This is a genomic window from Candidatus Puniceispirillum marinum IMCC1322 (assembly GCF_000024465.1).
GTDB classification, from domain to species: Bacteria; Pseudomonadota; Alphaproteobacteria; order Puniceispirillales; family Puniceispirillaceae; genus Puniceispirillum; species Puniceispirillum marinum.
This window is the reverse complement of record NC_014010.1, coordinates 2087449-2106026: the sequence shown is the minus strand read 5'-3', so window position 1 is coordinate 2106026 and position 18578 is coordinate 2087449. Positions and strand designations below refer to the sequence as shown.

Sequence of the window (18578 nt, the reverse complement as noted above, 5' to 3'; positions counted from 1 at the left end):
GATCGAAACTATGACTTGGCTTGAACGGCCATCATTTCGCGTTTTAGCGAACGCGCCTCATCAGCCAGTTCAGAATTACGTGCCTGCATCAAAAACGCATCAATACCGCCATGCTTTTCAACCGTACGGATGGCACTGGTTGAAATACGCAGACTGATTTTGCGATCAAGGATTTCGCTTTGCATGCTGGCCTGCTGAAGGTTCGGAAGGAACCGGCGGCGCGTGCGGTTGTTAGCGTGACTGACATTGTTGCCAGCCATAACGGTTTTACCAGTGATTTGACAGCGTTTAGCCATGATAAGCCTCGGTATTTTTCAAAAAGGTCAAACCGACGTGCATGATCACGCCGAAGTGATGCGTGGGTATAGGCTAGCTATGCTCTAACGTCAAGTGTCAAAACAAATCAGTCCCATTCGCTAAAGGATATTTTGATTGCCGCGCTTAGCTTTTTATTAATCCTTTTAGTCTAAAATTATTCAAAGAAATAATCCAAATGGGCAAAAATGGTGAGATCACATGATACAAAAGCGACAAAAACGAAATATACGACTAGCACATCTACGCACCACAATTGTTCTGGAACCCTATATCTGGGATTGTATTTCAGATATTCTGCGGCGCGAATCAATTGATCTGGACTCTTTTTGCCAGGAAATTGATAAACGCCGGCAATTTTCCAGCCTTGCCTCGTCAATGCGGATTGTCACGTTATTCTATTTCAGGCTTTTGGCGACCTCATATGAAAATAGATCGAAAAAACAACAGTCTGAGCCTGCCATTCTATCAGCACCAAAGACTGCAAAAAGCCCTATCAATCATGTGATAAGTGATAATCTAAGGTCAGCCTTCAACCGGTTTGCGCGCAACGAAAAGCGTGTCTGATAGCAGCTTGTGGATCAGGTATTGTCCCACATATTGCGCCAACGGTGCTGACGCCATCCTTGTCTAGCAAGATGGCAAGTTCATGCAAAATACGGCTTGCAATCAAGGGCCCGTCCAGTGCCAGCCCTGAATAAAGCTGGACAAGATCGGCACCAACCAGAATTTTGGCATAGGCCTGCCATCCATGCGCGACGCCGCCAACACCAATAACGCCTATGCGGCCCTTACCAAGCTGAACGATTCGCGACAAGATATCCGTCGCCATGGTGAATAATGGCTGTCCGGAAAGGCCGCCAGTCTGTGATGCCTGTCGGTCTCGCAAACTATCAGGGCGGCTTATTGTGGTATTGGTCGCAATAATACCATGTACCCCGGCCGATACGCAGTGATCGACAATCAACTCTAGATCAGCCTGTTCAAGATCAGGGGCGATTTTCAAAAAAAGCGGGCGTGTTACACCGGCTTCCTGCATGCCTGTCCGCGCCGCATCAAGCAAGGCGGCCAGATGTTGCTGGGTTTGCAAATCACGCAAGCCCGGCGTATTGGGCGAGGAAATATTCAAGGTCACATAATCGGCAAAGCGCGCAAGACAGGCAACCGCAACCCGATAATCATCGGTGGGGTTTGGACTGGTCTTATTTGCACCGACATTTACGCCCAAAATGCCCGTATAGTCACGCACGCGCGCCAGATTCGCCGCCGCAACCTCCATACCCTGACTGTTAAACCCATAGCGGTTAATAACCGCCGCATCCTTGGATAACCGAAACACACGTGGCTTTGGATTTCCGGGCTGGGCAAGCGGGGTGATAGTCCCGACCTCGACATGACCAAAACCCAGTCCCATCGCGCCCTTGTAACAGGCCGCATTTTTATCAAAGCCTGCCGCAACACCTAATGGGTTGGCAAAATCTAGACCTGCAAGCGACACGGGCAAAGACGGCACATGCGGGCGTGGGCCAATATTGGCTTGTAATGTTTTGACCGCCGCTACATGCGCCGCTTCAGGTGGCAATAGACGGGCGGCAGATGCGGCAAGACGCCAGATCAATGGGCGTCCCCTGCTGATGTCTGATCCGCTGGTGTGCCAGCCAATGTGCCAGCCAGCGCATCATTGATAAGCTGTAACGATTTATCACGTCCATAAAGCGCAAAAAATGAACCCATGCGTGGCCCTTCTGATTGGCCAAGCAAAACTTCGTAAAGACAAACAAACCAGCTACGCAGATTTTCATATTCAGCCTGTTTACCCGTTGCATAGACCGCCGACTGGATATCTTCGGCAGGCGCATCATCTGGCAAATCCCGAATGGCATCGGCCAGTGTTTGAAGATGTACGCTTTCGGCCGCGCTAGGCAGACGATAGGTTTTTGTTGGCCTAACCAGATCCTGATAATAATTCACCGCATAGTCGATCATCCGGTCAAGAGCCGGATGTGTATCAGCACTGACCCCTTCGGCATAGTCGCTTACATAAGCCCACACCACTGATGAATCCTCGGCGTGGCACACCGCCGCCAGATTCAACAGCAAGGTAAAGGTCAGCGGCAGGGTGGCGGCTTCTGGCACACCACTATGAATATGCCAGACTGGATTTTCAATCTGCGCCGCGACATCCTGTTCGGTGATCTTGCCAAGATGCTGGTAATATTCATCAACGGTCTTTGGGATCACATCAAAATGCAGGCGTTTCGCGCGTTTTGGCTGGGCATACATGAATAATGACAATGCTTCTGGACTGCCGTAACGAAGCCACTCGTCAATCGACAGACCATTGCCTTTCGACTTTGAAATCTTTTCACCATTCGCATCCAGAAACAGTTCATAGGTCAGACCGGCAGGCGGTATGGCACCAAGGGCACGCACAATCTTGGATGATTGCGTGACCGAATCAGTCAGATCCTTGCCATTCATTTCATAATCGACACCCAACGCATACCAGCGCATCGCCCAGTCACATTTCCACTGCAATTTACAATGGCCACCTGTCACCAGACTTGTTTTCTCTTCGCCTGTTTCTGGATGCAGATAGGTAATGCTGTCATTGGCCACATCCTGGGCAATCACCTTGGCTTGTAGCACGCGGCCAGTGTCCGGGCAGATCGGAAAGAACGGGCTGTAGGTGGCTTGACGTTCTGCCCCCAATGTTGGCAACATGATCTTCATGATATCATCATAATGCGCCAGCATATCACGTAGCGCATCGTCAAACATGCCGGATGTATAACAGTCGGTCGAACTGACAAATTCATAGTCAAACCCGAATGAATCAAGAAACGCCTGTAAGGCCTCATTATTATGCGCCCCAAAGGATGACGCTGTGCCAAATGGGTCTTTCACCTTGGTCAGCGGCATGTGCAGATATGGCGTCAGCTGTTCGGGATTCGGAATATTATCGGGAATCTTGCGAAACCCATCAAGGTCATCGGAAAAGCAAATCAGGCGGGTTGTGGCTCCTGTAAGTGTTTCAAAAGCATGTCGCACCATGCTGGTACGAACCACCTCGCCAAAAGTGCCTATATGCGGCAGGCCAGATGGGCCATAACCAGTTTCAAAAATGACGCTGTCCTTTTTGGGGCCGCCCATTTTATCCAACCGCTTCGCCAGCATCACGGCTTCGGCAAACGGCCAGGCTTTGGCATTGCGGGCAATATCCATCATTTCATTCACATTCGTCATCAGATGCTCTTTTTAACATAGCGTCGCCAGCAATGTGAGGACGCAATCAAACTGTCGCCAAGCTAGGCAAAGCCTTGGGTAAGGTCAAGCGCGATCACAATGCCTGACAATGGGATAAAATGCGGTTTTCACGCCTATCTACCCCCACGAGGCTAGATTGTACTGGCGTGGCGGTCTATATCAATAGAGTCATGCAGGATATCTTCTCGTCAAATCCCAATGAAATTCCCGAATTACACAGTGCGCCTGTGTTCTATCCGCATGGATCACATCTGATCTGGATTTCGGAGAATGGCGAGATTGCCGAGTTGGATCGCACCGCGTTAAGCCATAAGCTTGGCCAAAAAACAGTGCTATTATGCCATCGTCGGTGGAGTAGCGCCCGGGCAGGCACAGACATCGCCCGTGCGCTTGATATCATGGAATTATTCGCCTTTGTGCGGCCTGCGCGTTTCTGTCTGCCAACACCTGTCGGGCTGGCCTCGCAATTGGGGCTAGCACGGCCACAAAGCGGTGACGCCATGGCGGCGCTTTTGCCGCAGATTGCCTTTATGCTGCTTGATGAACTGGCCGGCGCGCCGCCACCAGCGCGAAAGGAAGCGGGTGAAATTGCTGCCATGATGACAGCTGGCGGCTGGACATGGGGGCCTATTGTGCTATCGCATCTAGGCCTAGCACCCCAGAAGCCAGAGCCACCCGACGGACGCAATGCAGCGATCTGGAACCGTCTACCCGAATATACCGATTACACGCCACAGATCGATCCCGGCACGCAACCTGTTTTGCCAGATGCCGCCCGCGAACGGCTTCAGGATATGCTCGGACATAGCGCAGAAATGCGTGAAAGCCAGTCCGATTATGCCGCCGCCATCGCCGCCAGCTTTGACCGGCCAGATGCCGGACCAGCACCAACATTGGTGCTTGCCGAAGCGGGCACTGGTACAGGCAAGACATTAGGCTATCTGGCACCTGCATCCCTATGGGCAGAAAAAAATGGCGCCGCCGTATGGATTTCGACCTATACACGTACGCTTCAACATCAGATAGCGGCAGAGCTGACGCGACTATATCCGAATGCCGAAACGCATGCACAAAAGGTTGTCTTGCGCAAAGGCCGGGAAAATTATCTATGCCTACTTAATCTGGAAGAAGCCCTAGGGACAATGCCGGGGCAACCACGTAACGCCACCGCTTTGGGCTTGATGGCGCGTTGGGCAGGGGCAACAAGTGACGGCGATCTGACAGGTGCCAGCTTTCCCGCATGGCTAATGGATCTGCTAGGACGCGCACAGACGGTTGGTCTGGCTGACCGGCGCGGTGAATGCGTGCATGCCGCCTGTGCGCATTATAACAAATGCTTTGTTGAAAAATCGACCCGCAGCGCCAAACGTGCCGATATTGTTGTCACCAATCATGCGCTGGTTATGATCCATGCCGCCTATGCCAGCAATGATGACCGGCGGCGGCCTACACGCTATGTATTTGATGAGGGGCATCACGTATTTGACGCGGCTGATAGTGCCTTTTCGGCCTATCTAAGCGCTGGTGAAACAGCCGAATTACGACATTGGATTCGTGGTGCTGAAGATGGACGACGGGGGCGTGCACGTGGATTGAAACGTCGGCTTGAAGATCTGATTGCGGGCGACGATGCGGCAAAAGCCGATCTCGAAGCCGCCCTTGAATTTGCCCGTGACCTGCCTGGTCAGGGCTGGCAGAAGCGTTTATCCGCTTTTCAACCAATGGGACCAGCCGAGGCCTTTTTCATGCATGTGCGCAACAGCCTATATGCGCGCGCGGCTGACCCCGAAAGCCAATATGATCTGCAAAGTGAACTACATCCAGCGTCGGATGATTTATTAACATCGGCCAATGAATTTGCCGATCGACTGCACCATCTGCTGGTGCCGCTTAACAATCTGGCAAAACGACTCAAAGCCTTGCTTGATGATAAAGTCGATGAGCTGGACAGCGCTGCACGCGCGCGGATCGAGGGCGCCATTCGCGGTTTAGAGCTACGCGCGGCAGGGCCGGTTAATGCCTGGCAGCTGATGCTGGGTGATGTGCGCGATGGCCAACGTGATGGCTTTGTTGACTGGTTGCAGATTGACCGGATCGAAGGTCAGGATCGTGATGTTGGCTATGCCCGCCATTGGCTTGATCCTACCATTCCCTTTACCGCTGAGGTGCTGGATGGGGCACATGGGGTGGCGATCACGTCGGCAACCTTGCAGGATTACGCCCAGCCCAAACGCAGCCAAGCCGAAAAGGAAGCCGCGACAAAAGACAGTGCGCGTGACAATACGGTTGCCGCCGACGGCTGGGCTTCGGCCTTGGCGCTGACGGGGGCGGCACATCTGGCACATCCGACATTGCGGGCAGCTTTCAGCTCGCCCTTTGATTATGCCAATCAGACACGTATTTTTGTCGTCAATGATGTGGTGCGTGACCGCCCCTCGGCAACGGCGGCGGCAATGGCGGGCTTGATGCAGGCATCAGGCGGCGGTGCCTTGGGGCTGTTTACAGCAGTGCGGCGCCTAAAAGCCGTGCATCCAGACCTATTGGCACGGCTGGAAGCGGCAGGTCTGCCCCTCTATGCCCAGCATATAGACAAGATGAATTTGCAAACCCTGTTGCAGATGTTCCGCGAAGAGGCCGAATCATGTCTGCTAGGTACTGATGCCGTGCGCGATGGCATTGATGTCCCCGGGGCGGCATTGCGGATGATCGTGTTTGACCGCATGCCGTGGCCACGCAGTGACCTGTTATTTCAGGCGCGTGCCAAATGGCAAGGCCGCGATGCCTGGACTGAACGACTGGCACGATTGAAGTTGCGTCAGGCCTTTGGCCGCCTGATTCGCCGAGATACTGATCGCGGTGTTTTCGTGATGCTCGATAGCCGCCTGCCAACCCGCCTGACGACAGCCTTTCCACCCGATGTCGAGGTGCAGCGTGTCGGCCTTGCCGAAGCGATCGCCCGCACCAGGGATTTTTTGGGAGAGTGACAATTAATAATTTAGCCAAGCGGTAAACTACGTTGCGCTCGCCATCGTTTTAAATAGGCTTGACACAGCATTCTAATTGCTTCTATATATCATCATGATATATATCACCATGATACTTTTATTTGATTATAATGCTGGTGTTTAGCCCATGAAATCATACGCAGAAGCTATTGATGACGAAACCCACGGCACTTACCCCAGCGCGCGCAACCAAGATGGTTTGGAAGTTGGCAGCAAATGATCTTACGACTTGGATACAGCGAGTTCATTTTAAGGAACAACTTGCGAAACGAAATTTGATTGTTGCTGATGTCAGATATCTTTTGAAATTTGGATATGTTTATGATGATGCTGAAAAATCATCGCAAGATGGATTCTGGAAATATAAGGTCGAAGGCAAAACCCCTAATTCACATAACCGGAGTTTAGTCGTTGTGATCGTTCCAGATTTTGACACAAAGATGATAAAATTTATCACGATATTTTGGAAAGATGAGTACCCCATGCGAAATCCATCAGGGATGTTGGAGTAAAAAATGAATACACAAGATTATCACTATACCGAATGCGGGCTGGATAATGTCATCGTTGCCGATGCCGACTTTGATATAGTCGATGATGACGGTGAAAAGATCATCCAGATACCCGCTGTTGGCATGCTTCATAGAGCGATTGCCGAAGGGCTGATAAACCAAAGTGGCGCACTAAGCGGCGCTGAAATTCGCTTTCTGCGCACAGAAATAGGTATGACACAGGCGCAATTGGCTAAACTGCTTCATCGCGATACACAGTCAGTGGGACGGTGGGAGCGTGATGAATGCCCAATTGAACCAACACAGGACATGACATTGCGCCAAATAGCGCGCGATCAACTTAGCATCACGTTATCATATGGTATTACAGAACTAAGTGCGTTGGTCACACCACAGGCATCGCAAAACCAGATCAAAATCAGGCGGGTCGCTGACGCCAATAACCCCTATCAATCTGCGGCCTAGGTTACCCCAAACAAAAACCGGAGGGCGTTACCACCCTCCGGTCTGATATTCGTAACATAGATGACTGACTTTAGAAGCCCATGCCACCCATACCGCCCATGCCGCCCATATCAGGGGCAGCTGGCATTGGATCTTTTGGCTCTGGCTTTTCAGCAACCATAGCTTCGGTTGTAACCAGCAGGCCAGCAACAGATGCCGCATTTTGCAAAGCCGAACGAACCACTTTAGTCGGATCGATAACACCAGCTTTGATCATGTCGGTATATTCGTTATTCTTGGCATCGTAACCCATGTTTGGATCGTTGCTTTCCATGAGCTTGCCAACGATAACCGAACCTTCAGCACCAGCGTTTTCCGCAATATTACGGGCCGGAGCCTGCAATGCGCGGCGAACGATATTGATGCCAACTTCCTGATCACGGTTAGCTGGCTTCAAGCCATCAAGAACCACTGATGCACGAACAAGCGCAACACCGCCGCCAGGGACGATACCTTCTTGAACCGCAGCACGGGTTGCGTGCATTGCATCGTCAACACGGTCTTTACGCTCTTTCACTTCGACTTCAGTAGCACCGCCAACCTTGATCACAGCAACACCACCAGCCAATTTGGCCAAACGCTCTTGCATCTTCTCACGGTCATAATCTGATGTGCTTTCTTCAGCCTGGGCACGAATCTGGTTACAACGTGCGTCGATTTCGGTCTTGTCACCAGAACCATCAACGATTGTTGTTTCGTCTTTGGTGATCTCGACGCGCTTGGCAGAACCCAGCATTTCGAGTGTCAGGCTATCAAGCGCAATACCAACTTCTTCTGATACGACAGTGCCGTTCGTTAGAATGGCAAGGTCTTCCATCATGGCTTTGCGGCGATCACCGAAACCAGGTGCCTTGACCGCAGCAACCTTCAGGCCACCACGAAGACGGTTAACAACCAAAGTTGCCAAAGCTTCGCCTTCGATATCTTCGGCGATGATCAACAATGGACGGCTTGACTGGACAACTTTTTCCAGAATAGGCAGCATGTCCTGTAGATTGGAAAGTTTCTTTTCGTGTAGCAGAATATACGGCTCTTCAAGGACGGCGCGCATTTTCTCGGCATCTGTCACAAAATAAGGTGACAGGTAACCACGGTCGAACTGCATACCTTCAACAACATCCAATTCGGTGTCGAGGCTTTTGGCTTCTTCAACGGTGATCACACCTTCATTACCAACACGCTCCATGGCTTCGGCAATCATCTTACCGATTTCTTCTTCACCATTGGCTGAAATGGTTCCAACCTGAGCCACTTCGTCAGATGTTGAAATGGTCTTTGAACCTGCAACGATCTTTTCAACAACAGCCTCGACAGCCATGTCGATGCCACGTTTCAGATCCATTGGGTTCATGCCAGATGCAACAGCTTTTGCGCCTTCCTGGGCAATGCTTTGCGCCAGAACGGTTGCGGTTGTTGTTCCGTCACCAGCGACGTCATTCGCTTTTGACGCCACTTCACGCACCATCTGTGCGCCCATATTCTGGAATCTGTCTTTCAATTCGATGTCTTTAGCAACTGTCACACCGTCTTTGGTGATCCGTGGTGCGCCAAAAGACTTTTCCAAAACCACGTTGCGGCCTTTTGGACCCAATGTGACTTTAACGGCGTTCGCTAGGATATCGACACCTTCGAGCATCTTTGTTCTAGCTTCTGATCCGAATTTGACTTCTTTAGCAGCCATTTTCTGTATTCCTTCTCTTTAGACTTTAAGGGGACGATCTATTCGATAACACCCATGATGTCGGATTCTTTCATGATCAGATAATCCTGACCGTCGATTTTGACTTCGGTGCCTGACCATTTGCCAAACAGCACAGAGTCGCCAGCTTTAACGTCAAGCGGCTGAACTTTGCCAGTCTCGTCTCGCGCGCCAGCTCCGGCGGCAATAACCTTGCCTTCCATTGGCTTTTCTTTGGCTGTATCTGGAATAATGATTCCGCCTGCAGTCTTTTCTTCCGATTCAATCCGCTGTACAACGACGCGGTCGTGAAGGGGCCTGAATTTCATGCCTTTCTCTCCTCCGTTATGCAAATAAAAGTGTCACTAGCACTCACCCATCGCGAGTGCTAGCCCTTAATCAATGCTATGTGGGCTCCCTGCAACAACTTGTCAAGCAATGTGGGGAAAAAATGACTAAAAAAATGATTGCCCTATTTGCGGCGCATAGTTGAGGCAGCCATACGGCTACGTGGAGAATTTGTCATATGCTGAAAATGGGCTGGAATGGCTGATAAGGCGGCCTGCCAGTCATCTATTTTTGATATGGGGATGTCAGCATGGGTGAAGCCACAGCGGCGCAAATAATCGGCCTGATCGGCAATCACATGACCGCTGGCCACAAGTACGCCAGCAAGCCCAGCCTCAGATATGCGCCGGGCATAGGTAAATCCACGCCCATCTGAAAATTTGTCAAACCTGATTTCGACCACACTATCTATGCTAAGCGCCGCATATATGGACTCATCTGCCAAGCTGTCACCAGTAGCGATTCTATAATCGGCAACACGCCGATCTGCCGCGTCAATCACTGTACCATGGGCAAGATCAAATAGCTGGGTCTGGGTCTGGATAGCATCGTCACGCATAAAGCGATTCCTTGAACGGTGCGGTTCCAAGTCGGATCAGACTATCGGCAAATGTTTCACTGTCATGCCGTAAATCCATATAGGTATCGACGATACGTTCGATCGCGGCAGGCACATCAGCCTCTTCAAAAGACGGCCCCATAATGCTGCCGATTGCGGCCGCCTCACCAGCCCGTCCGCCAAGCGTGATCTGATAATGTTCAACACCCTTTTTATTGACACCCAATATGCCGATATCCGCCGCATGATGATGCCCGCAGGCATTAATACATCCGGATATATTTAGGCGTAACGCCCCAATATCAGCGCGCCGGTCAGCATCATCAAAACGCCGGAAAATCTTATCAGCCAATGGCAAAGACCGCGCATTGGCAAGATTACAGTAATCCAGTCCCGGACAGGCGATCATATCGCCAATCAATCCAGCCTCAGCGCCAGCAAGGTCAAGCGCGGCAAGCCGGTCATATATTGCTGGTAGATGCTGTTTAGCCATATGCGGGATAATCAGATTCTGTTCATAAGTTGCGCGAATTTCGTCCTGACCATAGGTTTCGGCAATATCGGCTATGGCTTCCATCTCATGCGCCGAGGCATCACCAGGCGGACGGTCAATCGCTTTCAGGCTGATCATGACCGCACAATAATCAGGATGCCAATGGGCCGTAATATTACGCGTCATCCACTGGTCAAAAGCACGGTCAGTTTGCCGGCGACGCGTGATATCGTCCATATAATCACGCGCAGGGAATGGCGGTAGATCGACAGGTGCAAAATGGGCAAGAATCCGATCACGCTCGGCGTCGGGCAGTTCGATAGCACTATTGCGGATTTTGTCCCACTCAGCCGCAACTGCATCGCGAAAAGCATCGATTCCCATAGCTTCGACCAGTATCTTGATTCGCGCCTTATAGATATTGTCGCGGCGCCCGGCCTGATTATAGACACGCAGAATTGCCTCGAGATAGGATAGTAAATGATGCTTTGGCAGAAAGGCGGCGATCTGCTGGGCCACACGTGGGGTGCGCCCCTGTCCGCCGCCAACCAGCACCCGAAAGCCAATCTGGCCATCGGTATTTTTGACCATCCGCAAGCCGATATCATGAAAGCCGGTGGCGGCGCGATCTGTCGCGCCTGCTGATACGGCGATCTTGAATTTACGCGGCAAAAAGGCAAATTCGGGATGCAAGGTTGACCATTGCCGGATGATTTCACACCAGCCACGCGGATCTTCCAACTCGTCAGCCGCCGCACCGGCAAATGGATCCGAAGTGACATTGCGGATGCAATTGCCCGAGGTTTGAATCGCATGCATATCAAAGCTGGCTAGCCGATCCAGAATATCAGGCGTTTCCACAAGCTTGATCCAGTTAAACTGGATATTCTGCCGGGTGGTAAAATGGCCAAAGCCGCGATCAAAATCACGAGCGATTCCAGCTAGACCACGAAGCTGTTGTGCGCTCATAACCCCATAGGGAATTGCGACCCGCAACATATAGGCATGAAGTTGCAAATACAGACCATTCTGTAACCGCAAAGGTTTGAATTCATCCTCGCTTAACGCTCCCGCCAGTCGGCGTTCGACCTGATTACGGAATTGTAGCGCCCGCGCTTTGACAAAATTTCGGTCAAGCTGATCGTAGCGATACATGCGGCGCTCCTTTTATAGATGGATGAAAGAATCTGCCTAACGGAACAGGGGCACAGGCTGGCCTATCCGCAGGGGGGATGATGGACGGACCTCTAGCAGCGCGAATTGTCTCACGCGCTGACTGGTCTGCCTTGCCATTCACCGCAATAGTATAGAGCGAAACTATCCGGTTTGCGGCCACATCCTGTTCGGCGCGGGCTGTGGCAAGGGGGGCGCTCTTTGCATCAAACATCGCGGCTTTGCTGCGGTTAACTGTCCAGTCCAGCTTGTTTGTCATCCATAGCACAACACCATCATCAAGCCGGTTTGCGGTTAGAATAATATCATCAGTTTTTGACATATCAGGGGTTTTTGACATTTCAGGCACCTTCTCGCAGATCGTTATTGGGGTTGTTAATCACGCCCAGCTGTACAATGTCACTGGCATTAATGGCGGGTCTTGGTGCCGTATAGGACGGCGCACGCGGCGTTGCCGCCGAGGTGATATGCTGGCCAGCAAGGCCATGATCACCAAGCGCTTTGAGCATGAAATCAGCCGTGCGCGTATGGCGCGGATCACCCCCTGCCAGATAGACAATACGGTCATTGGTTTTAGATGCCGCCTTCAGCTTGCCAAGCAATGATGCCATTGACATATCGTCTTTATGTTGGCCGCCTTTTAGCTGACCGTTGGCATAGTGAACAATCTGGCAGAGTGTCAGTTTGGCCTCGCGCCGTGCCAGATCAAGCACCTCGTCCAACACCAGATGATCGTAAAAAATACTATCGGCATGACGGATAGCCTCTGCCGCATCCAGGGATAACAGTCCCTTGGCGCCTGCACCCGCATCAACAATTTGTATCCGCACCTTTTCGGCATGTGACCGGTCTTGTGATGACGAAACATTGCCAAGCATATGCATGATGGCATTATCAGCCACCGTCGCTTTACCCGCCATGACATATTGGGCAATTTGCCCTTTTAAAATCTGATGTTGCAAGCCGCGACGCATGGCATGTGGAAAATGTTTCATCCGGTCACGAAGCCGGAACAGATAATGCGCCAACCTGCCTGTTGCTGGTGCCAGCATATCTTCGATCCGTGCGCGGATATGCTGTGCCAGAACCGGTGCCAACCCCGAAGTGGAAATCGCCACAATGACAGGTGAACGATCGACAATCGAACCCAGAAAAAAACTGCATAGGGAAATGGTGTCCGGCACATTCACCGGCACCCCAAGCGATCGTGCATGCTGGGCAAGCACCTTATTACGCGCCGGATCACCGGTCTCGATAATCACCAAAGGCCGACCAGCCATCATCGAAAGCACCGCATCATCATGCGCGGTCACGCCAGCAAGCACATTTATCTGATCAGCGCTGGCCAATGTTTCCACCACAGATGACGAGCTGGAAACAACATCAATAATAGGTGCCATTTTTGACAGTAACCGTATTTTGGATGTCAGCACATCACTATCGCCAATCACCAAAGGTGAAACGCTCTGTACATCAACAAAGATCGGAAAATATGATGCCATTGTTCAGCTTCCATAGCTTTACTGCCCAACCAGACAGTTTCCTATCACCATAATTAGTAAATTTTTGTGATATTTAAATGAAATAACACGTTCAAAAAAATATAATTTCATTATACTCAGTTTAGCAGTAAATATTTCTGAAAATTTGATTGTGATTGAAACATAGTCATCACCCTAAATACCCCTGCGGCAATGCGACCATTTAATCTGGTCGCATGGGATGCTATAAGCCGTGCTTAGGGGTAATTACAATGCGGCTTTAGGCGGCTGCTATGTCTGGAGTAAAGTAGTGACTACAAATCTGTCCTCATTCTGGTCGGCGCATGCCACCCAAAAGTCCCAGAATATAGTTGCATTATGGCTTTTGCTTATGGCTGCGCTGGTCGCAATTATGGTGGTGATTGGCGGCATTACGCGTTTGACCGGTAGCGGCCTGTCGATGGTTGAATGGCGGCCACTGATGGGTACATTGCCGCCGCTCAGCGAGGCTGAATGGAATCGTGTTTATGCGCTTTACAAGCAATCGCCTGAATATGACAAGATTAATTTCGGCCTTGATATGGCAGGCTTCAAACTCATTTTCTTCTGGGAATATTTTCACCGTTTATGGGGACGTTTACTGGGCGTCGCCTTTGCTGTGCCACTGCTATGGTTTGCGGCAAAACAGATGATACCTGCTGGCTATGGTCGCCGCCTGCTTATATTATTAGTGCTTGGTGGATCGCAGGGCGTGATTGGCTGGTGGATGGTCAAATCCGGCCTGTCACAGGATGCCACTGTATCGCAATATCGGCTCGCCACGCATCTTGGTATGGCTTTGCTTATTTTCAGTTTGCTGATCTGGGTCGCGCTTGATCTGCGCGATGGCCAGTCGCAGCGACCATCGGGGCATGGGCTGGGCAGTTTGATCATGGTTGCCATTACTATCCTTGCCGGCGCGTTGGTCGCTGGCATGGATGCTGGCCTGCTTTATAACGAATATCCGCTTATGGGCGACGGGCTGGTGCCGGTCGAATATGGTGACGAAGGCTGGCGTGATGCTTTTGAAAATCCGGCATCGGCGCAGTTCCATCATCGCTGGCTTGCGGCACTGACTCTTGTTGCCGTAATAGCATTGGCCCTACGCGCACAAGTCATACCCGCATTTCGAGTTCGGGCTTATATGGTGCTAGCTAGCATCAGTGCCCAATTCATCCTTGGTATTTTCACCTTGCTCAATGGCGTGCCAGTATGGCTAGGCGGACTTCATCAAGCAGGCGCCGTGGTCTTGCTTGCCAGCGTTCTGTGGCTATTGCACGGAACCGGCAAGAACCAGACAGCGCATAATTAGCCAGATTTTTTGGGCACTGGCGCACGCCGGATATGCAGCTCATTTAACGCTGCATCGTCAACCTCGGACGGTGCCGCCATCATCAGATCTTCAGCCTTACCATTCATCGGGAACAGAATAACCTCGCGGATATTCGGCTCGTCGGCAATGAGCATCACCATCCGGTCGATACCTGGGGCGATACCACCATGCGGTGGCGCGCCAAACCGAAACGCATTGATCATGGCGGGAAACTTGTCATCGACAACGCTGTTGTCATAACCAGCGATTTCAAAAGCTTTATACATGACCTCGGGCAGATGATTCCGGATTGCCCCAGATGATAATTCAACGCCATTACAAACAAGGTCATATTGCCATGCCTTGATATCCAGCGGGTTCATCTCCAACAACGCCTGCATACCGCCTTGTGGCATTGAAAACGGATTATGCGAAAAGTCGATCTTGCCAGTCACTTCATCTTTTTCAAACATCGGGAAATCAACAATCCAGGCGAAACGGAACACGCTTTCATCGATCAGCTTCTGATCCTGACCAATTTTCACCCGTGCGCGACCAGCTAGGCTTGCAGCCGCATCCGGCTCGGCACAGGCAAAGAACACCGCATCGCCATCTTCGGCGCCCACCTGCACACGTATTTCTTCGGCTTTCTCGGCACCTAATGCCTTGGCCACCGGACCGCGCGCTTCGCCTTCACCATAGATAATATACCCCATACCTGGTGCGCCTTCGCCTTGTGCCCAGCTATTCATCCGGTCAGCGATAGCACGGCTACCACATTTTGGCCCCGGCACAGCGCGCACAACCGCACCTTTTTCAATATTCTTGGCAAAAATCGAGAATCCAGAGTCACGGAAAATTTCGGTCACATCGCTGATTTCGAACGGAATCCGCAAATCGGGCTTGTCATTACCATATTTCAGCATCGACTCGGCAAACGGGATATGCACCCAGTCTTCGCCGCAATCTTTGTCTGAAAATTCTTCAAAAACACCACGAATGACAGGCTCGACAGCATTAAAAACGTCCTGCTGTTCGACAAAGCTCATCTCCAGATCGAGCTGATAGAATTCGCCCGGGCTTCGATCGGCGCGGCTATCTTCATCGCGGAAACAAGGCGCAATCTGGAAATAGCGATCAAAACCCGACACCATAATCAGCTGCTTGAACTGCTGCGGGGCTTGCGGTAGCGCATAGAACTTGCCCGGATGCAAACGTGCAGGCACCAGAAAATCACGCGCCCCTTCGGGTGACGATGCGGTCAAAATGGGGGTTTGAAATTCGGTAAAGCCCTGATCAACCATACGGGCGCGGATCGATTGGATAATCTGCGCGCGCAACATGATATTGGCATGCGGGCGGCTACGGCGCAAATCAAGGTACCGATAGCGTAGCCGTGTTTCCTCGCCTGAATCTTCATCCGAATTGACTTGTAAAGGCAATGTATCTGCCGCTGACTGCACCTCAAAGCTTTCGATGCGCACTTCGATATGACCTGTTGGCAATGCGGTGTTGATGGTGTCGTCGCTACGCCGCACAACCTCGCCTGTGATAGTCACAACCGACTCAAGACGTGTCGCCTCGACAATGGCAAAACTGGCATCCGAAGAATCGGCAACACATTGCGTCAAACCATAATGATCGCGCACATCGATAAATACAAGTTGGCCATGATCGCGCTTGCGATTGATCCAGCCGGAAATACGAACTTTTTCGCCGACCGCGGCCTCGGTTAAGGCAGCGCAGGTATGGGTGCGGTAAATATGCATAAGTGAAGCTCCAAAAACGACCGGTCATCCCCGGCTAAAATCGGGGCGAGTATGCAAATTATGACTGCCTGACGCAACCAGCTTTCACGCAATTTCGCTGTGATATGCGATAATCACGTCCATATCAGGCAAAATAGAGGGAAAATATAGAAAAATTGAAAAAAATTGCTAACTGCGGCGCCGGCCACGGCGGCCACGACGCCCGCCAGCACCATCGTCAGTGGCATCGGATGAGGTCTGCACATCTGCCCATGGCGTGCCAAGCACCGCCTGCATATCATCCTCATCAAGCACACCCGCGGGACGCGACGCCAAAGCCGCGCTCATGGCGGCCACATGCGCTGGCGTCGTACCACAACAGCCCCCAATAATGCTGATGCCGGCATCGCGGGCAAACAGGGCATAGCTGGCCATTAATTCGGGGGTGCCATGATAATGGATCGCCCCTTCCACATAGGCAGGAATCCCGCAATTGCCTTTGGCCACCATCGGGATATTGGCCGCTAAGGCGGTCGCCGTCATACCGGTCATCGAATGCATCAATTCGGCTGGCCCTATGCCACAATTTGCGCCCAGCACATCGACGCCAAGCGCAACCGCCTGTTCGGCAAATTGCTGGGGCGTGATGCCCATCATGGTACGGCTGGCCGTGTCAAAGGTCATGGTAACCGCAACTGGCAAGCCCGTTGTTTTGGCAGCCGTGACCGCAGCATCGACTTCTTCGGTGGACGACATGGTCTCCACCCACAACATATCAACCCCGCCTTCGGAAAGCGCAGATGCCTGTTTTGTGAATGCCTCACATGCGGAATCCGGGGTCAACGCGCCAAGCGGTTCGAATAATTCACCCGTGGGGCCAATTGACCCCGCCACAATCGCATCAATGCCCGTTTTATCCCGATGATTCGTCACTGCTGTCACAGCATTAACCGCCGCCGCGTGATTGAGCTCTTCAACCCGGTCTTGTGCATCATGTAATTTCAAACGGAAGGATGTGCCGCCAAAGGAATTGGTCAGGATAAGATTCGAACCGGCTTGCAGAAAACTATCATGCAACCAGAGAATGTCATCGGGACGTTCAACATTCCATAATTCAGGCGGATAGCCTGTTTCAAGGCCACGTCCAAACAGATTTGTACCTGTCGCACCATCTGCAATTAGATACGAACGTTCAGCGAGCATATCATGAAATTTTGATGACATATTCTGTCTCGGTTTATCTTTCACCAGCAATCGTTCGACGCCGTGTAGGGCGTCGGCGGATACCGGTTTTTGCTGCACGACGCTCATTCAGAGTGTCAAGCAAGTCACGTTGCGCCTCTGCATCCATACGGCTCCAGCTGGCGATTTCTTGCCTTGTACGGTAACAACCAAGACAGATATCGGCCTGCGGATCCATCTGGCAAATAGAGATACATGGCGAGGGCATAGCAACCGAGGCATTTGATAGCTTTGACTTCACTGCGTCTGCCCCAAGTCTATGGCTCGTTATCTGTGACCTAATATAAACGACAGACTGAAAACTAGGCTGCCTGACTTTCGTCCGCAGATGCTACCATGACCACATTCAACTTTTCTAGGCCTGATTCAAGTTTTACGGCAAGCGGAATCTGAACCAGATTTTTATCTACCGCGACCTCGGCATTTTCGTCTTTCGCATCGATTGAACGTGCGGCGTGGTCTTCGACAAGATCAAGCAGTCTTATCGCTTCACCCTGCATCATGACCGGCATACCTTCACGTAAAAAGGCGCGTAGGACGCGCTTCGCATGCACTTCATTCATCAGCGTATCAACATGGCGGGCGCCTGTTGGGATGATCAGCGCATCATAATCAATGGCGAGCGTTGTCGAGAGTGTGCTGTCCACAGGATAGGACATGCCCCACCCGGTTCCGTTCCAAGAATTAGTCAGACCGGCATCACGTGAAATGATCTTCAATTTGGCAGTCTTTGCAAGCATTGCGCGTTGGATGGCGATAAACTGATCCTCATCAAAACCGCTAGCCACCATTAAACCAATAGTCTTACCTGCAAAATTATTCGCCTGCATTGAGATCTCCTTTGTGAAAACTGAATCAAAACCGTTATGGTTTATGAATATAAACAATTTGTTAGTTACAAA

General features: G+C 51.4%; 18 protein-coding genes. 5 read left to right on the top strand and 13 right to left on the bottom strand.

The window, feature by feature from the left end; genetic code table 11:
* Positions 1 to 8 precede the first annotated feature (8 nt).
* Positions 9 to 296 carry a 50S ribosomal protein L28 gene (gene rpmB / locus SAR116_RS09780; RefSeq protein WP_013046775.1) on the bottom strand — a complete coding sequence of 96 codons (288 nt, stop codon included), beginning with the start codon at positions 294 to 296 and terminating at the stop codon, positions 9 to 11.
* 220 nt (positions 297 to 516) lie between these two features.
* Here rpmB and SAR116_RS09775 point away from each other — a divergent pair, with 220 nt between their 5' ends.
* On the top strand, positions 517 to 882 hold the full coding sequence (locus SAR116_RS09775) for a ribbon-helix-helix domain-containing protein (protein ID WP_013046773.1): 366 nt from the start codon (positions 517 to 519) through the stop codon (positions 880 to 882).
* On the opposite strand, the gene SAR116_RS09770 is transcribed toward SAR116_RS09775, so the two are convergent.
* Both SAR116_RS09770 and SAR116_RS09765 read right to left on the bottom strand, forming a co-directional pair.
* Positions 848 to 1933, bottom strand: coding sequence for a quinone-dependent dihydroorotate dehydrogenase (locus SAR116_RS09770; RefSeq protein ID WP_013046772.1), 1086 nt, complete (start codon positions 1931 to 1933; stop codon positions 848 to 850). The two genes, SAR116_RS09775 and SAR116_RS09770, sit on opposite strands and share 35 nt — an antisense overlap.
* Entirely contained in the window at positions 1930 to 3561 is a 1632-nt protein-coding gene (locus SAR116_RS09765; RefSeq protein ID WP_049757524.1) for a lysine--tRNA ligase, read from the bottom strand. The genes SAR116_RS09770 and SAR116_RS09765 overlap by 4 nt, the downstream gene beginning before the upstream one ends.
* 119 nt (positions 3562 to 3680) lie before the next feature.
* Here SAR116_RS09765 and SAR116_RS09760 point away from each other — a divergent pair, with 119 nt between their 5' ends.
* From SAR116_RS09760 to SAR116_RS09750, 3 genes are all read left to right on the top strand, one after another.
* Positions 3681 to 6566: an ATP-dependent DNA helicase gene (locus tag SAR116_RS09760; RefSeq protein WP_013046770.1), complete on the top strand. Its 2886-nt coding sequence runs from the start codon at positions 3681 to 3683 to the stop codon at positions 6564 to 6566.
* A 173-nt stretch (positions 6567 to 6739) separates the two neighbouring features.
* A complete protein-coding gene (locus SAR116_RS09755; protein WP_013046769.1) occupies positions 6740 to 7099 on the top strand; it encodes a DUF4258 domain-containing protein in 360 nt (119 codons plus the stop codon).
* A 3-nt stretch (positions 7100 to 7102) separates the two neighbouring features.
* A complete protein-coding gene (locus SAR116_RS09750; RefSeq protein ID WP_013046768.1) occupies positions 7103 to 7564 on the top strand; it encodes a transcriptional regulator in 462 nt (153 codons plus the stop codon).
* A gap of 70 nt (positions 7565 to 7634) precedes the next feature.
* Here SAR116_RS09750 and groL read toward each other — a convergent pair whose 3' ends face one another.
* The 6 genes from groL to SAR116_RS09720 form a co-directional block, all read right to left on the bottom strand.
* Positions 7635 to 9284, bottom strand: coding sequence for a chaperonin GroEL (gene groL, locus SAR116_RS09745; RefSeq protein ID WP_013046767.1), 1650 nt, complete (start codon positions 9282 to 9284; stop codon positions 7635 to 7637).
* 38 nt (positions 9285 to 9322) lie between these two features.
* Positions 9323 to 9610 carry a co-chaperone GroES gene (gene groES / locus SAR116_RS09740; protein ID WP_013046766.1) on the bottom strand — a complete coding sequence of 96 codons (288 nt, stop codon included), beginning with the start codon at positions 9608 to 9610 and terminating at the stop codon, positions 9323 to 9325.
* Between the two features lie 143 nt (positions 9611 to 9753).
* Complete coding sequence (locus tag SAR116_RS09735) at positions 9754 to 10188, bottom strand: DUF934 domain-containing protein (protein WP_013046765.1); 435 nt, start codon at positions 10186 to 10188, stop codon at positions 9754 to 9756.
* Positions 10181 to 11836 (bottom strand): nitrite/sulfite reductase, encoded by a 1656-nt coding sequence (locus SAR116_RS09730; protein ID WP_013046764.1) that lies wholly within the window; start codon positions 11834 to 11836, stop codon positions 10181 to 10183. The genes SAR116_RS09735 and SAR116_RS09730 overlap by 8 nt, the downstream gene beginning before the upstream one ends.
* Complete coding sequence (locus SAR116_RS09725) at positions 11814 to 12194, bottom strand: DUF2849 domain-containing protein (RefSeq protein ID WP_013046763.1); 381 nt, start codon at positions 12192 to 12194, stop codon at positions 11814 to 11816. The genes SAR116_RS09730 and SAR116_RS09725 overlap by 23 nt, the downstream gene beginning before the upstream one ends.
* A gap of 1 nt (position 12195) precedes the next feature.
* Entirely contained in the window at positions 12196 to 13356 is a 1161-nt protein-coding gene (locus tag SAR116_RS09720) for a siroheme synthase domain-containing protein (RefSeq protein WP_013046762.1), read from the bottom strand.
* 289 nt (positions 13357 to 13645) lie between these two features.
* On the opposite strand from SAR116_RS09720, the gene SAR116_RS09715 reads away from it, so the two are divergent.
* Entirely contained in the window at positions 13646 to 14686 is a 1041-nt protein-coding gene (locus SAR116_RS09715) for a COX15/CtaA family protein (protein WP_238531145.1), read from the top strand.
* On the opposite strand, the gene aspS is transcribed toward SAR116_RS09715, so the two are convergent.
* The 4 genes from aspS to SAR116_RS09695 all read right to left on the bottom strand — a co-directional run bounded on the left by aspS (position 14683) and on the right by SAR116_RS09695 (position 18506).
* Positions 14683 to 16455 carry an aspartate--tRNA ligase gene (gene aspS / locus SAR116_RS09710; protein WP_013046760.1) on the bottom strand — a complete coding sequence of 591 codons (1773 nt, stop codon included), beginning with the start codon at positions 16453 to 16455 and terminating at the stop codon, positions 14683 to 14685. The two genes, SAR116_RS09715 and aspS, sit on opposite strands and share 4 nt — an antisense overlap.
* 168 nt (positions 16456 to 16623) lie before the next feature.
* Positions 16624 to 17658: a betaine--homocysteine S-methyltransferase gene (gene bmt / locus SAR116_RS09705; protein ID WP_041860899.1), complete on the bottom strand. Its 1035-nt coding sequence runs from the start codon at positions 17656 to 17658 to the stop codon at positions 16624 to 16626.
* 13 nt (positions 17659 to 17671) lie between these two features.
* The gene (locus SAR116_RS13505; protein WP_238531144.1) at positions 17672 to 17917 is read right to left on the bottom strand and encodes a DUF1289 domain-containing protein; all 246 of its coding nucleotides are present in this window, start codon (positions 17915 to 17917) and stop codon (positions 17672 to 17674) included.
* Positions 17918 to 17978: 61 nt separating this feature from the next.
* Positions 17979 to 18506, bottom strand: coding sequence for a DJ-1/PfpI family protein (locus SAR116_RS09695; RefSeq protein ID WP_013046758.1), 528 nt, complete (start codon positions 18504 to 18506; stop codon positions 17979 to 17981).
* Positions 18507 to 18578: the final 72 nt, after the last annotated feature.

Excerpts from the sequence above, each read along its gene's own strand:
- SAR116_RS09735 (WP_013046765.1), bottom strand. The coding sequence starts at position 10,188 with ATGCGTGACGATGCTATCCAGACCCAGACCCAGCTATTTGATCTTGCC.
- SAR116_RS09760 (WP_013046770.1), top strand. The coding sequence starts at position 3,681 with ATGCGGTTTTCACGCCTATCTACCCCCACGAGGCTAGATTGTACTGGC.
- bmt (WP_041860899.1), bottom strand. The coding sequence starts at position 17,658 with ATGTCATCAAAATTTCATGATATGCTCGCTGAACGTTCGTATCTAATT.
- groES (WP_013046766.1), bottom strand. The coding sequence starts at position 9,610 with ATGAAATTCAGGCCCCTTCACGACCGCGTCGTTGTACAGCGGATTGAA.
- SAR116_RS09695 (WP_013046758.1), bottom strand. The coding sequence starts at position 18,506 with ATGCAGGCGAATAATTTTGCAGGTAAGACTATTGGTTTAATGGTGGCT.
- SAR116_RS09775 (WP_013046773.1), top strand. The coding sequence starts at position 517 with ATGATACAAAAGCGACAAAAACGAAATATACGACTAGCACATCTACGC.
- SAR116_RS09750 (WP_013046768.1), top strand. The coding sequence starts at position 7,103 with ATGAATACACAAGATTATCACTATACCGAATGCGGGCTGGATAATGTC.
- aspS (WP_013046760.1), bottom strand. The coding sequence starts at position 16,455 with ATGCATATTTACCGCACCCATACCTGCGCTGCCTTAACCGAGGCCGCG.
- rpmB (WP_013046775.1), bottom strand. The coding sequence starts at position 296 with ATGGCTAAACGCTGTCAAATCACTGGTAAAACCGTTATGGCTGGCAAC.
- SAR116_RS09765 (WP_049757524.1), bottom strand. The coding sequence starts at position 3,561 with ATGACGAATGTGAATGAAATGATGGATATTGCCCGCAATGCCAAAGCC.
- SAR116_RS09725 (WP_013046763.1), bottom strand. The coding sequence starts at position 12,194 with ATGTCAAAAACCCCTGATATGTCAAAAACTGATGATATTATTCTAACC.
- SAR116_RS09755 (WP_013046769.1), top strand. The coding sequence starts at position 6,740 with ATGACGAAACCCACGGCACTTACCCCAGCGCGCGCAACCAAGATGGTT.
- SAR116_RS09730 (WP_013046764.1), bottom strand. The coding sequence starts at position 11,836 with ATGTATCGCTACGATCAGCTTGACCGAAATTTTGTCAAAGCGCGGGCG.
- groL (WP_013046767.1), bottom strand. The coding sequence starts at position 9,284 with ATGGCTGCTAAAGAAGTCAAATTCGGATCAGAAGCTAGAACAAAGATG.
- SAR116_RS09720 (WP_013046762.1), bottom strand. The coding sequence starts at position 13,356 with ATGGCATCATATTTTCCGATCTTTGTTGATGTACAGAGCGTTTCACCT.